Origin of the sequence: Klebsiella sp. 2019SCSN059 (assembly GCF_021739525.1) — a bacterium.
Classification (GTDB): Bacteria; Pseudomonadota; Gammaproteobacteria; order Enterobacterales; family Enterobacteriaceae; genus Klebsiella; species Klebsiella quasipneumoniae.
In genome coordinates this window covers 70468-82876 of sequence record NZ_JAKKOM010000001.1, presented here as the reverse complement: position 1 = coordinate 82876, position 12409 = coordinate 70468, and the positions used below count along the sequence as shown (strand labels likewise).

General features: G+C 55.7%; 15 protein-coding genes. 4 read left to right on the top strand and 11 right to left on the bottom strand.

Going from position 1 to position 12409, the window contains the following annotated elements; genetic code table 11:
• Window positions 1-72: 72 nt before the first annotated feature.
• From gpM to L2I46_RS00445, 3 genes are read right to left on the bottom strand one after another with little or no spacing between them, the layout of a single operon-like run.
• Window positions 73-981 (bottom strand): phage terminase small subunit, encoded by a 909-nt coding sequence (gpM, locus tag L2I46_RS00455; RefSeq protein WP_156728255.1) that lies wholly within the window; start codon window positions 979-981, stop codon window positions 73-75.
• A 47-nt stretch (window positions 982-1028) separates the two neighbouring features.
• On the bottom strand, window positions 1029-2078 hold the full coding sequence (locus L2I46_RS00450; protein WP_137915876.1) for a phage major capsid protein, P2 family: 1050 nt from the start codon (window positions 2076-2078) through the stop codon (window positions 1029-1031).
• 24 nt (window positions 2079-2102) lie between these two features.
• A complete protein-coding gene (locus tag L2I46_RS00445) occupies window positions 2103-2936 on the bottom strand; it encodes a GPO family capsid scaffolding protein (RefSeq protein WP_137915875.1) in 834 nt (277 codons plus the stop codon).
• A gap of 159 nt (window positions 2937-3095) precedes the next feature.
• On the opposite strand from L2I46_RS00445, the gene L2I46_RS00440 reads away from it, so the two are divergent.
• From L2I46_RS00440 to L2I46_RS00430, 3 genes are all read left to right on the top strand, one after another.
• On the top strand, window positions 3096-4817 hold the full coding sequence (locus L2I46_RS00440) for a terminase large subunit domain-containing protein (protein WP_137915874.1): 1722 nt from the start codon (window positions 3096-3098) through the stop codon (window positions 4815-4817).
• Complete coding sequence (locus tag L2I46_RS00435) at window positions 4817-5869, top strand: phage portal protein (RefSeq protein WP_137915873.1); 1053 nt, start codon at window positions 4817-4819, stop codon at window positions 5867-5869. The genes L2I46_RS00440 and L2I46_RS00435 overlap by 1 nt, the downstream gene beginning before the upstream one ends.
• 478 nt (window positions 5870-6347) lie before the next feature.
• On the top strand, window positions 6348-6797 hold the full coding sequence (locus tag L2I46_RS00430; protein ID WP_137915872.1) for a hypothetical protein: 450 nt from the start codon (window positions 6348-6350) through the stop codon (window positions 6795-6797).
• A gap of 38 nt (window positions 6798-6835) precedes the next feature.
• On the opposite strand, the gene L2I46_RS00425 is transcribed toward L2I46_RS00430, so the two are convergent.
• Window positions 6836-9430, bottom strand: a complete 2595-nt coding sequence (locus L2I46_RS00425) for a replication endonuclease (RefSeq protein ID WP_148394281.1) — start codon at window positions 9428-9430, stop codon at window positions 6836-6838.
• Here L2I46_RS00425 and L2I46_RS00420 point away from each other — a divergent pair.
• A complete protein-coding gene (locus L2I46_RS00420; RefSeq protein ID WP_004201499.1) occupies window positions 9429-9806 on the top strand; it encodes a hypothetical protein in 378 nt (125 codons plus the stop codon). The two genes, L2I46_RS00425 and L2I46_RS00420, sit on opposite strands and share 2 nt — an antisense overlap.
• Here the strand turns inward: L2I46_RS00420 and L2I46_RS00415 are convergent.
• From L2I46_RS00415 to L2I46_RS00385, 7 genes are all read right to left on the bottom strand, one after another.
• Window positions 9783-9944 carry a hypothetical protein gene (locus tag L2I46_RS00415; RefSeq protein WP_023279597.1) on the bottom strand — a complete coding sequence of 54 codons (162 nt, stop codon included), beginning with the start codon at window positions 9942-9944 and terminating at the stop codon, window positions 9783-9785. The two genes, L2I46_RS00420 and L2I46_RS00415, sit on opposite strands and share 24 nt — an antisense overlap.
• 22 nt (window positions 9945-9966) lie before the next feature.
• Window positions 9967-10119: a hypothetical protein gene (locus tag L2I46_RS00410; RefSeq protein ID WP_153649041.1), complete on the bottom strand. Its 153-nt coding sequence runs from the start codon at window positions 10117-10119 to the stop codon at window positions 9967-9969.
• Between the two features lie 10 nt (window positions 10120-10129).
• On the bottom strand, window positions 10130-10303 hold the full coding sequence (locus L2I46_RS00405) for a hypothetical protein (RefSeq protein ID WP_023279599.1): 174 nt from the start codon (window positions 10301-10303) through the stop codon (window positions 10130-10132).
• A complete protein-coding gene (locus tag L2I46_RS00400) occupies window positions 10290-11258 on the bottom strand; it encodes a DNA adenine methylase (RefSeq protein ID WP_137915870.1) in 969 nt (322 codons plus the stop codon). The genes L2I46_RS00405 and L2I46_RS00400 overlap by 14 nt, the downstream gene beginning before the upstream one ends.
• Window positions 11259-11266: 8 nt before the next feature.
• On the bottom strand, window positions 11267-11833 hold the full coding sequence (locus L2I46_RS00395) for a 3'-5' exonuclease (RefSeq protein ID WP_226330312.1): 567 nt from the start codon (window positions 11831-11833) through the stop codon (window positions 11267-11269).
• A gap of 8 nt (window positions 11834-11841) precedes the next feature.
• Window positions 11842-12066, bottom strand: coding sequence for a hypothetical protein (locus tag L2I46_RS00390; protein ID WP_040209795.1), 225 nt, complete (start codon window positions 12064-12066; stop codon window positions 11842-11844).
• A 69-nt stretch (window positions 12067-12135) separates the two neighbouring features.
• Window positions 12136-12408, bottom strand: coding sequence for a hypothetical protein (locus L2I46_RS00385; RefSeq protein WP_094905273.1), 273 nt, complete (start codon window positions 12406-12408; stop codon window positions 12136-12138).
• Window position 12409 lies beyond the last annotated feature (1 nt).

Below are 12409 nucleotides of genomic sequence, written 5' to 3'. Positions count from 1 at the left end.
CGGGCGGAGAAAAGTAAACGCAATGCGTTGCAGATCTCCGCCCGCGCCGCCAGCGCACGGGGCGCAAGTCGGTTATTTTTTGGCGGCAGGCGCTTTTTTCGCTGTTGTTTTGCGCGCTGCCGGTTTACGGGTTGGGCTTTTGCGGGTGGTTTTGGTCGCTGTGGCGCTGGCCGCTACCGCCGGATCTGACGATGCTGCAGCTTCGCCTGCGTCGTCCGCTGCGGTATCGCCGCCAGCATCGCCAGCGCCTTCGGTGCCTTCTCCGCCATCTGAACCATCGGTGCTATCGGTACCGTCTGCGCCTGTCTGTGCGGCCGCTTTTTTCACCACACGAGCCAGTCGCTCAATCTCTTTTTTCACCCCGGCGCCAGCATCCAGCGTCAGCGCCTGGCGCAACAGTGCCAGCGCGGTCGCCTGTTCTTCAGTTGTGCCGTGACGCAGCGCAAAGGCGCGCACCTTGCAGAGCTTGGCGCGAACCACGTCGGGCATATCACTGCCGGCGGTGAACTCCGCTACGTCATCGAGTACCGTCAGATATGGCGTGACGTCGGTGGTATCGTCTGCCTTGACCTGCACCAGAATCGGATCGCAAATCTCATCGACCAGAACGGTAGCGGCGGTACGGTTGAAGCGGTCAGGCATCAGCAGGCCGTGCGTGACGACGTAGCGACCAATGCGGGCAGCCAGCGCGTAATCACCGGCATCAATCGCCCAGACCATCAGGGTGACAATCACCTCATCCTGTCGGCCACTGTCGCCGTCAAGCGTGCCCTCGATCCAGCCCTCGTAATGCGGCAGCAACTGCCGTTTCATGGCCGCTTTCGCCTGGTCAGACTGCACTCGCTTCAATGCACTCTGATCCATGCGCAGCCGGTGCATGATTTGCTCGTGCGCCGTTCTGGCTGTATCCGAAAGATCGTCGGTTTTGCCATGGCGCTCAGCCATGACCTTCTGAAAATGTTTTTGTGCCGGTGTCAGCATTATCTCTTCCCCGAATAACGGCGGGCCGTAGCCCGCCCTGTGCACAGTTACTCGCCGCCTTCTGCTTTTTCAGCGAAGGTGATGCCGTCGATAAAGGCCACCGCGCCGTAATCCTCAACAATGAAGTCATCGTTAGAGGACTGATACGTTGCCACGCGGTTGTATTCCGGCTCCTCTTTGATCGTCCGGCGCAGACCACCGCGCTGGTAGTAGATCGAGAGGTTTTTAAACGGCGTGATGAGAATGGCGTTACCCGGCATGTAAGGCGCGATAAAGGTCGGCATGTTGCCTACGCGTTCCTGCGCCACAATCAGCTGACCGGCCAGCATTTCGGTGTTCGGGTTGGTCTGACTCATGGCGTTGATGGTCGGGAAATTGCTGGTTGTCAGCAGATCGCCGGACAAAATCACCACGTTGTCAGGGTTACGCTTATGCCATTCGTCCATGAGGCTGTTTTTAGCGTCATAGACCGCCGCCGCTACGTTGCCATAGGTGCCCTGGGCGACAATGGCGTTGTTCTGGTCACGCGAGGTGATCGTCACGCCGGTAATGCGGCGGTGCGCCGCCTCAAGGCGTATTTTCTCCAGCCAGCCAATACCGCAATCCTGCAAAAGCGGATTCGCTGCACGGTCTGACGGGTCGGCGTAACTGGTACCGTTAAAGCCGATCATGATGCGGTCGAGCGACATCTGACGGGCCATCGCAGAACTGATAAGCGGCTGGAAGTTCGGCTGATGCGCCCACGCATCCATTTGCGCGTAGCTGACGGCGTAGTCGTAGTTGGTTTTACGGCACAGATAGTTGTACGGATCCATCCTGTCGTTAGCGCCGGGATTGCGGCGGTTGGTGGTGCTGTTGTTGACGCCCGCCAGCGGGCCTTTGCTGCCGATCAGGATTTTCTGGCCGATCTGCTCTTCCACGCCAAAGACGTTAATCAGCTTCAGAAAGGCATCATCCTGCTGAGCGGCCGCTTCAAGGCGCTGCTGTACAGTCGGGTCAACGCTGAACTGTGCCGCAACGGCAGCGGCGCTGACGCCGTTAAGCTGTGCCTGGCGGGCAACGTAGCTGTCAAACAGCTTACGGGTAGGGTTTCTCATGTGCGGGATCTCTCGTTATGGATATCAGTAGTCAGCGAGCTGCGCGCTGTCGCCACCGCCGGCCGCCGGGCGCTGGCTGAAATTGCCGTCCGTCCCTTCAAGCTGCTGGCGAAGTGCGGCAAGTTCAGTGGTCAGCTTCTGGATAGCGGCTTTGTCCTGCTGGCGTTCCTGTTCGGCAGTACTGAACTGCTCGCCAAGATCAACCTGTGATTGCGCCACCGCTTCAACAGCCTGATGCACCTGACCGAAGCGCTGATCGTCGGTTTTCTGCCCCTTGCCGAGAATGCCCATGACCCGGTTAAGCCACTGCTTACCCTCATCGCTGCGCTGTGCGGCCAGCTCGATCACTTCGGCCTCCAGGGCCTCGGTAAACATTGGCGCCTCACCTTGCTGGTTGTTGAAGGCCATCACCGATGCGCGATGCTGTGCCGCAAACTTGAGGCGTTCGGTACCCAGGCTTGCCGGGGTGTCAGTCATTGCCAGCCCGACAACATAGGCTTTACCGTTAAGAGCGAACTGCGGATGCAGCTCAATGCTGGAGTAGACCTTCTGGCCTTTATTGGTCATCTGCACCATGCGATCAGATGGTTCGATCTCAGCATAAAGCGCCGTTCGCCCGGCTAATGGGCCATCGGTAATGTCTTCGGTGCTGAGTGCTACCACATCTCCCATTGCGCCAAAATCGCTACCCGGAAACATAGAGAGATAGTGCTCAATGTTGACGCGTGCGCCGTACACCTCCGGACTGTAGTTCGCCGCCGCATCGCGGAGGTGTTGCGGCTGAATTTCGCGGCCATCCACGGTATTCCCGGAGACGGCAACGCGAAACTTCTTACGGGGTTTAGCTGTGCCTGCCATGTTCGTTTACTCGCTGGTTTTTGAGTTCCCGGTGATGATGGCAGGGGCTGACGTACGCGCTCAACGCGTTGTTGTTGTGAGGGTATTGCCACAACCAAAAGCGGGCGAAAGGGCACGCGCGCGCGGGTTAATCTCCCCGGCAGGAAGCGAGGAGGACAAATGGCGATTGAAGAAGCATTCATCATGCACCGGGCGCGGCAGCTCTACTGGCAGGGATACCCGCCAGCGGAGATCGCACGCCTGATGGGTATCAATCAGAACACGGTTTACTCATGGAAAAAGCGTGACGAGTGGGACAACACGCCGCCTGTGCAGCGGGTCACGACGTCCATTGACGCCCGGCTCGTCCAGCTCACCGGCAAGGACAAAAAGACCGGCGGCGACTTCAAGGAAATTGACCTCCTCACGCGTCAGCTGAAGAAGCTGGACAACGGAACGCCAGCGACGCAACCGAAGAAAAAGATCCGTAAGAAGCAAAACTTCTTTTCAGAAGCGCAGATCGCTGCACTGCGCGCCAACATCATCGACTCGTTGCACTGGCATCAGCAGGGCTGGTTTGAAAACCATCACCATCGTAACCGCGCCATCCTGAAAAGCCGTCAGATTGGTGCGACCTGGTACTTTGCCCGCGAGGCGCTGTTGCGCGCGCTGTCTGATGAGGTGAAGTACAAACATCAGCGTAACCAGATCTTTTTATCAGCGAGCCGTCGTCAGGCGTACCAGTTCCGCAGCTTCATTCGCTCGGCAGCAGAAGAGGTGGATGTTGAGCTGAAAGGCGGCGACATGATCCAGCTGTTCAACGGTGCAGAGCTGCACTTTCTCGGTACGTCTGCCGCAACCGCGCAGTCGTATACCGGCAACCTGTACTTTGATGAGTTTTTCTGGGTCGGGCAGTTTGCCAACCTGAAGAAAGTGGCCGGCGCGATGGCGACCCTGAAGGGGCTGACGCGCACCTACTTCTCGACACCGTCAGCAGAGAGTCATGAAGCGTACCCCTTCTGGTCTGGTGAGGCCTTCAACAAAGGCCGCAGCCACGGTAAGCGCGTGGAGTTCGACACCTCATGGAAGACGCTGAACAGCGGGTTGATGTGCCCGGACAAAATCTGGCGCCAGATTGTCACGTTACAGGATGCTGTCGATCACGGCTGGGATCTCACTGATATTGATGAAATTCGCGAGGAGAACAGCCCGGAAGAGTACGACAACCTCTACGCCTGCACCTTCATCAAGAACGGCGAGACGGCCTTTGACTACAACATGCTGCTGAGCTGCGGCGCGGACGGGTACGACGAGTGGCCGGACTGGAAGCCCTACGCCATGCGGCCAATGGCCGATCGTCCTGTGTGGATTGGCTACGACCCCAACGGAGCCAGCGGCAAGGGCGACAGCGGTGCAATCTCTGTGAATGCGGCACCACTGATCCCTGGCGGTAAATTCCGCACGATTGAGACGCAGCGCATACGCGGCATGGAGTTCGAGGCGCAGGCCGCCATGATTATCAACATGCTCACGCGCTACAACGTGCAGCACATTGGAATTGACGGCAGCGGTATTGGCGAGGCGGTTTACCAGCTCGTGAAAAAACGTTTTCCGGCGGCGGTATGCTACCAGTTCTCCCCGGCCAGCAAGCGCATGCTGGTACTTAAAATGCTGCAACTGGTTCGCGCCGGTCGCTGGGAATATGACCGGGGCGAGTATGACCTGATCACCGCCTTCAGTGCCGTGCGCAAGGTGGTCACGCCGGGTGGTGTTATCACCTACGACACCGACCGTGCACGTGGCGTGAGTCACGGCGATCTCGCCTGGGCGACCATGCTCGCCACCGTTAACGAGCCGCTGGGTCAGGAAGGCGGCAATACTATGACTGTTATGGAGTACTGATGAGCAGACGAAAATCCCCGCGCGGCAGACAGTATGCCAGGCAGCAAGTGGATCTCGCCGACGCGCTGAAGTCGGCCCCCGGCCTGAGCGCTTTTACGTTTGACGGCCCGTGGCCTGTTACCGGTGCTCATGACCTGCTGGATAACATGTACTGCGCCAACAATGGCCGGTACTACGAGACACCGATCAGCTGGTACGGGCTGGCCCGCCAGTTCGGCTATGCGAGCTGGCACCAGTCGGCGCTGTTCTTTAAGCGTAACGTGCTGGCCGGATGCTTTATCCCGCACAAACTGTTATCGCGCCAGGCGTTCAGCGCCTTTGCGCTCGACTGGTTTGTGTTCGGCAATGCGTACCTTGAGATGCGCCGCAACCGCCTGCGTGGGCCAATGGGCTTTCGTAACTCGCTGGCGAAGTACACCCGGCGCGGTTCCGACCTTGACACCTACTGGTTTATTCAGTCCGGCCTTGATGATCATCAGTTCGAAACCGGTTCAGTGTGCCATGTGATCAACCCGGATATTCACCAGGAGATCTACGGCATGCCGGAGTACTTCGCCGGTCTGCTGTCGGCCAATCTGGCCCACTCCGCCGACAAGTTCCGTAAGCTCTACTACGACAACGGGTCGCATGCCGGCTGTATTGTCTACGTCAGCAGCGCAGTGGCTGACGGGGAAAGTCTGGAGAACCTGAAGAAGACATTGACCGACACCCGGCGAGGCGGGGCATTTAAAAACATCCTGCTGAGTGCGCCCGGTGTCGGCAAAGATGCCGTGCAGATCCTGCCGTTCAGCCAGATATCGGCAAAGGATGAGTTTGTCGGCGTGAAGTCCTCCACGCGTGATGACATGCTCGCGGCTCACCGCGTACCGCCGCAACTGATGGGCGCTATCCCGGAAGGTAACGGATCGTTCGGCGACGTCGAGAAGGCGGCGAGAGTCTTTGCAGTCAACGAGATGACGCCGGTGATGGAAGCGATGAAGCATGTTAACGACTGGCTGGGCGAAGAGGTGATCCGCTTCAACCCTTACGCTCTGCTGGAAACCCCGAAGTGATCTGAAGGTACCGCACTGCCATTCCCGGCGGTGCGGTACCGACCTGCAGCACCACCATTCCCGGCCATGTCGGCCAGCCTGCAAAACCTCAACGCCATATCCCCAACCAGACGCAGCCAGCGCCATTCTGGCGGGCTTTTGCCTGTCCGCTCGCCTGATGCACCGCGAAAGTGCGCGCCCGGCAGGCGGCTTTTGGCGAGGTATGCCGACCCCTTCCCTACCCCCAAAGCGCGCGCTTGCTCCCCCGCCTCGCCTGCGCGCTAAACCTGCCTCTTTTTGTGCACTTTGTGCAGACCGCCGAAGCCCTGCCAGCACTGGCGCTGCGGGGCAAAAACGATGTTTCAAAAATTGTGCAAATTTGTGCGCTTTTTTGCACATATCACCTTATCAATATCTTTTTTAGCAATGCATTGAGATCGTGATTGAAAAATCAGAAGATGCTCTTTCATTGTCACATTCAGAAAACTAGGATAGCGCCATGAGAAAGACATGCATAAACATAAATGGAAATAGAATTCAAGATGTTACACCGGACTTATTTTCCTTCTCTGATGAGGATTTCGGTGCTTGCGCCGCCTATGACACTGTTAAAGCATCTGATTATTACAACGTTGTAACATTAGTCCACAATGGAGCTGCTATTGGATACTGCTCCTACAAGTTTGGGGGAGCTAATGCCAACCCGGATGATATTGTGATTTCGATGACTATTGACTCCGTGTTTATCTCTCAGACTCACCGCGGCAACGGATATTCTAATCGTTTTGCAACCTATGTCGCATATGACTTTGCTAACTACGTCAAAGCTATGACTGGAGGTGATAAACCTTTTCGTTATGTTGATTTAAGTCATTATATCGGCGATGAGGGAGAGAATTTTCATGATCGCGTCTGCCAGATGGTTCGTGGGGAAAGGCCATACTACTAGCAAAAATAACCCTTTCACATTAGTGATGGCTACGCCCTTCAGTGGGTGGCCTTTTTCCAGCGTCTGACCAAGTCACGCACTGCCATATATTCGGAGGTTGGTTTATCTTTCTCGCCTGCGTGCCATACCTTCACTTCGCGCAACCGGCCATTGTCCGCCGCGAGCAGGCCGCCGCCGTAGCGGACGCGGGCGCCGTCGGCAATTGACCGTACGACGTCATCGCTGACGAAAATCCGGCAGTCGCGGAGCTGCGCGCCGATACTGGCAATCATCTCTTCGGAGATGCCGTTTTTTTGCGTTGCTTCTTTTTGCTGCGCCTGGCGCAACGCGGCCTCGGCTTTTTTCTTCTGATACTCAGCAACCGCCGCCGCGTAGTTATCTGCTCGCCGTTCCGCCTCGATCCGCAGTTGCTCACGCCAGCGCTGTTCGGCTTCTTCCGGCGTCAGGCTCATATCTTTCGCGGCGGTGACTTTTGGCCCCCACATCAGCGCGGTTTCGTCATCAATCGACTTGCGCAGGCCGCGCGCGGTACTCGTGAAGGCTTGATCTGAGCTTTCCCGGGCGGATTTTCTTAGCCTGCTGGTGATTTCCTGCCTTTGCTGGCGTGAATATCGCCTCAAAACATCGATATTCAGCGGAAGTTCTGTCACTGAACTGTCGTCTGGCGCAGTTTTATCAACTGACACCGCCGTTTCTGACGGTGGTTTTTCGTCCGATTCGGCGCGCCCCGTACAGTTATTGACAGAACTCCGAGGGGCCGCTGCGCGGCCTTCTAAGGTCAAATTCTCGACCGGCGACGGCTTGCGCTTCGGCACAATTTTGTAATCGGTGGTACGGGTAAAAATGACCGATTCACGGATGGTTAGGGGGCAATAGACACCTGTTATTTTGGCGACCGTGTCACCATAATCGTTGCCCTCTTCGGTGTATTCGTAACTGATGCGCACGCGCAGGCAGTCGCGGGACACCAACGGGCCGCCCTGAGCGTGGTTGTACCCCGGCCAGTCCGACGCGTCAGCAGCTGCTCGCGCTTCTTCGATCTCAGGGTGCAGGACCAGCTCGCGATTACCTAACCGGCGCAGCTCGCGCCATGTAGTCACTGGCGCGCCGCCGATCTGCTGAAACTGACGGATATTCCAGCGCGACGCCCACGCGCGCACGCGCTTCGCCATCTCTTTGACGGGCTGGCCGGATTCGTCGTCTAACTCGCCGTCCATGCCGTAACCGTCAATATTTTTAGAGATGTACTTCGCGATATAGCCCGTTGCCGAGCCAAATTTTTCATCAATCGGTGTAACGGTAAAGCGGTGCTCCTGCGCACCCGGCTCGTAGCCGTCCTCTTTCAGTGCATGCTTGCGGAAAACAGCCGTTGCAAACTCCACCTCTTCCGGGCGGAGAAACAGCAGCAAATGCCAGTGTGGCGTTCCGTCATGGTGCGGCTCAGCAACGCGAAAACCGAATGCGCGGATCCCCTCGCGACCCCATTTTGCACGGACTCGCGCCCAGACTTTGCATAAGTATTTCTGCGTTTGTCGCGGGCTGGCATCGCGATATTTGTCATTGCGCTTGCCCGATTTTACGTGTGTAGAGTGATAGCGAGACGGTGCGGTTAGCGTGTAAAACATGCCGACCAGACCCATTTCCTTTGCCATATCCTCAAAACCGCGCATGCGCACCATCAGCTCGGCGCGGGCGTTTTTAGGGTTCGACGTACTCCCCATGACCTTATCAAGCAGCGAGGTGCGCTCGCCGGTGTCCTGGTCTTCCAGTTCCATCGCCTGAAGGTATTCAAAGTTCGCTTTTTTCTGGGCTATCCATTCCTTGAAGCACGGATCAGAGCAATACGGCGAAGCCACCTTGCTGACGTAGCCAGCGGCGATCATGAGGTGCTCTCTCCAGCAATCATGGATCCGGCGGATTTTACCTAACCACCACTTTTCCGACTGAAGGCGCGCAACGGCACGCAGTGCCTCTTCAGCTTCCAGTTCTTCATCGCAATATCGCCCCCATGCAGGGATCGCGATATTGAGTGTCATCGCCTTGCTGGCGATATATCCGTAAGCGTAGAGCGTGGAAAATTCCACGTCGGCGGTCTTCTCGTACTGGAAATCAAACTCGCGCATAAACTCGCTTTTCATCAGGTTTGCGAGCTTATACGCCAGTCGTTTCAGGCGCTTTTTGTCTGCCCAGGGCAGCAGATGGAAATCATCGCGAAGGGGAAGCAGGATCGCCGGCAGCGTGCTTTGTGGCAGGTATTGTGCGTTTACCGCATCGACACGGCGTAAGACATGGCGTTCAAACGTACTGAACAGCCAGCGCACGGCCTCTTTTGGGTCGTGACGCTCCAGCGATTCCAGGCGCAGAGAGAACCGCTTGCGGATAAACGCCGGTAGAGTCTGAACCCGGCGGCGCAGGTAGTGGGCGCGTCCCTTGCGGTCGAATGCTTCACGCGCGGCACCTTCGCGCGGGCGCATGGGGGTGCGATAAACGGTATCGACCAAATCCGCATAGGCGAGCGTCTTCCGCTCGCCTTTCGGGGTGAGATACTCAATTTGAGGATCTGAGACGTGGTTGGGGTTGATAGCCTGCCGTTTGGCGTTCCATTCCCAAACTAAGGAGGAATAGTCAGACATGATCTGCCTTTTCTGGCTCGCCATGTGCGGCAAACTTTCTTGCCCTCAAACGCAGCAGATGGTTAGTATTGCCAACGCATACAGCAAAAAAGGGATAAAAATGAAAGATAAATATGTAGAAGGAAAAGTGAAGTCCTCCATTGATGAGAAAATCTCCGAAGTAGTCCGCAAAGCGAAGGATGCTGAACTTGGTGGCATGCCGATGCTGACAGCGATTCAAAATGAAGCTGGTGATATTTACCGCGTCATTACTGTTGATGGTCTTGGCGCATACCTGGCTCTCGTTCAAGGCATTGCTAAGCTTGGGCTGACTGATCTTCATGCAGATAACCTTAATCCTGGAAAATACGATTCATTGTTCGTTTTCAAGCAATAAGCTCTGGCGGCAAAATGCCGCCTTTTGTTGCTTTTTTGACTTGTATTTATTGACATATTTCCATGCATCAACCTGTTCCAGCAGCCGATTCATTAGCTCATTTCCTTTGAGTTGATACTTCTCTTCGTACAAAGCCATTTAGTTTTCTCCTTTGATTTCACTACATTTTTATAAGAGACCACAGCGCATCCCAGACCACAGAGCCAACACGAAAGGCGAGATAGCCCATCGGGATCCAGAACAACAGCGAGCAAAGCGCACAGCAGATCACAAGGTTTCGCCAGAACCGGCGGTAATTGGTTTCTTCGTTCATTTGCGGATCCTCAGATCGTTACCGTGTCGCCGGGTTGAACCTGGCGGGCTTCTTTTTCGCTATCGCGGATGATGGTTGTGTTGCTGTATCTGCCCCAGCTCAACACCTCCACCTCGACGATCCAGAAATGGCGATATGGACGAACGTCCAAAACTCGCGTCACAACGGCATCAAGCGTGTTCATCAGATGGCTCCCCGTTATCGAATCCGGCGGCCAGGTCAAACCCGATCCATATCGCCGCCGGCCGCAGATTTTCAATGGTGCTCGTCCAAGCTCCATATGCGCCAGAGTTGCGACCCACATCGCCGCGAAGAACGCCGATCACTTCACCGGCCATATCGCGGCTTTTGGCGCTGACAGAGCGGCGAACGCTGAAGGCGTGGAGATTGAAAGCGGAGTAGATCTCGCGGGTTTCCGGGGTGTCGCTGTTGGATATCACCGCGCGGGTGCCGTGCTGGCGATGAGCATCGAGCAGGGTTGCAACCAGGTCGCGGTGATCGTCCAGGGTAAATGGCTTGCCGTAGGCAGTGAAGTTGGCTGTCTTGCTGGCTGGAATGTAGGGGGGGTCGCAGTAAATAACCGCGTCATATGCCAGCTGCATAACGTGAGGGATGGTGTGACGAAAATCGCCATCAATGAAAACGGCTTTTGTGTCGTTGGCCTTTTCGGCAAAGCGGCGCATCTCGTCAGCCGGAAGGTAAGGTGCGCCATATTTCCCGAACGGGACGTTATGATCACCCATCTGATTGACGCGATATATCCCGTTAAAGCAATGTCGGTTCAGATACAGAAACAAAGCGGCATAAAGTAAAGCAGTATCAGCCTTGCCCGTATCGCTCCACTGCATGGAGTTAAATAGCGCACGGCGCTTGTAATATTGCTCTTCGTTATTGCCACCCAGGAACATTCCGCGAGCGGTATCAATCAGTCGCTCGGTGTTGGAAGTCAGCACACGAAAGAAATTGATCAGCGCGCGATTGCTATCGCAGAGGATGTAACGGCGGTATTCCGTGTTCATAAACACGGTACCGCTGCCAACGAACGGCTCGATTAAACAATCGGCTTTCGGCAGTTGCATCAGCAGCTGCGGCATGACGCGGGTTTTGCCGCCAGCCCATTTGATAGGTGATTTAGTCATTGCGCGCCTCACAATGATTCGAGGTGCGGGGAGGTCAGGCGCTGCCAGATCTCGCAAACCTGCTCGGCCTGATAGATAGCGTCGGTTAAGGCGTTGTGTGCAACTGAGCGGCGCGGATGGGGGGCGTAACCGATAGCTCCGGCCACTGTAAGCAGCGAGCGGAAGCAGCATTCATTCCAATAAAGCCACGGTAGCATGGAAACGCCTTCGAGCGATGAGCGTTCAAATGCAGATTTGAGGATCGGGAAATCAAACGAACCGCCCTTGCACCACACCTTCAGATTCTTTTTCTTGGTTTCAGGGAATGCGCCTTCAATGAATTTGGCGAAATCCAGCATCACCTCAATTTCATGCGACTTCGCGCCTACCAGCTCGCTGATTGGTTCTTTATCCTGCCTGAGCCACCACATCACCGTGTCGGCGGAGATATCCGCGCCACGGCTCTGCGAGGTGCGCGGATCAATGGTCTGATAGAACGACGGGCCGATCTTCCCGGTTGATGGCTCGAAGAACACCGCACCAATCGCGCAAATCACCGCGTTCGGTCGGTTGCTGAGCGTTTCAATATCGATCATTAAGTGGTTCATTGTTTAATACCCTCACTGATTGGAAGTTCGCGGCTGCTGATCCACCGCTCGATTGATTGATAAATCTCGTCCGGGGTGGCGCTTTCCTTTTTCAGCTGGCCGACATAAATACGCAGTAAGCCCAGCAGGTGCGCGCGTTCGTGTTTCCGTGCGTTGGCGCTTATTTCCACAAACTCTGGATCGCTAAGTCCGCCATCCAGTTTTATTGACGTGATCGACATGGCGACCTCCTGAAAAAGGCAAAACGAATCCCCGGCAAAATAAATGCCGTTATTTTTGACGCTGATTAATTAGTGGTTAGGTCGCGGCTTTCTTTTAACCTGCTTGAATAACCTTTCGTGCCAGTAATACATAAAATCAATAAAGGTCATTCGTGCGCGCTCATGATTACCGCGAATGGTTTTTTCCAGACCGTAAATAATTAAGTCAATCGACGGGCTGTTAGAGCTGACAGTAATACGCGCACCATTTCTCAGGTGGACAGTGAAACCCTGCTCAGCGTTTTCTATCGCCTCGCGGATCAGCATTTCACGTTCCCATGATGTTCTCTCTTCGCTGAAGATA

Bases quoted from the DNA above. Each gene is read 5' to 3' on its own strand.
- gpM (WP_156728255.1), bottom strand. From the start codon at position 981: ATGCTGACACCGGCACAAAAACATTTTCAGAAGGTCATGGCTGAGCGC.
- L2I46_RS00450 (WP_137915876.1), bottom strand. From the start codon at position 2,078: ATGAGAAACCCTACCCGTAAGCTGTTTGACAGCTACGTTGCCCGCCAG.
- L2I46_RS00445 (WP_137915875.1), bottom strand. From the start codon at position 2,936: ATGGCAGGCACAGCTAAACCCCGTAAGAAGTTTCGCGTTGCCGTCTCC.
- L2I46_RS00440 (WP_137915874.1), top strand. From the start codon at position 3,096: ATGGCGATTGAAGAAGCATTCATCATGCACCGGGCGCGGCAGCTCTAC.
- L2I46_RS00435 (WP_137915873.1), top strand. From the start codon at position 4,817: ATGAGCAGACGAAAATCCCCGCGCGGCAGACAGTATGCCAGGCAGCAA.
- L2I46_RS00430 (WP_137915872.1), top strand. From the start codon at position 6,348: ATGAGAAAGACATGCATAAACATAAATGGAAATAGAATTCAAGATGTT.
- L2I46_RS00420 (WP_004201499.1), top strand. From the start codon at position 9,429: ATGATCTGCCTTTTCTGGCTCGCCATGTGCGGCAAACTTTCTTGCCCT.
- L2I46_RS00425 (WP_148394281.1), bottom strand. From the start codon at position 9,430: ATGTCTGACTATTCCTCCTTAGTTTGGGAATGGAACGCCAAACGGCAG.
- L2I46_RS00415 (WP_023279597.1), bottom strand. From the start codon at position 9,944: ATGGCTTTGTACGAAGAGAAGTATCAACTCAAAGGAAATGAGCTAATG.
- L2I46_RS00410 (WP_153649041.1), bottom strand. From the start codon at position 10,119: ATGAACGAAGAAACCAATTACCGCCGGTTCTGGCGAAACCTTGTGATC.
- L2I46_RS00405 (WP_023279599.1), bottom strand. From the start codon at position 10,303: ATGAACACGCTTGATGCCGTTGTGACGCGAGTTTTGGACGTTCGTCCA.
- L2I46_RS00400 (WP_137915870.1), bottom strand. From the start codon at position 11,258: ATGACTAAATCACCTATCAAATGGGCTGGCGGCAAAACCCGCGTCATG.
- L2I46_RS00395 (WP_226330312.1), bottom strand. From the start codon at position 11,833: ATGATCGATATTGAAACGCTCAGCAACCGACCGAACGCGGTGATTTGC.
- L2I46_RS00390 (WP_040209795.1), bottom strand. From the start codon at position 12,066: ATGTCGATCACGTCAATAAAACTGGATGGCGGACTTAGCGATCCAGAG.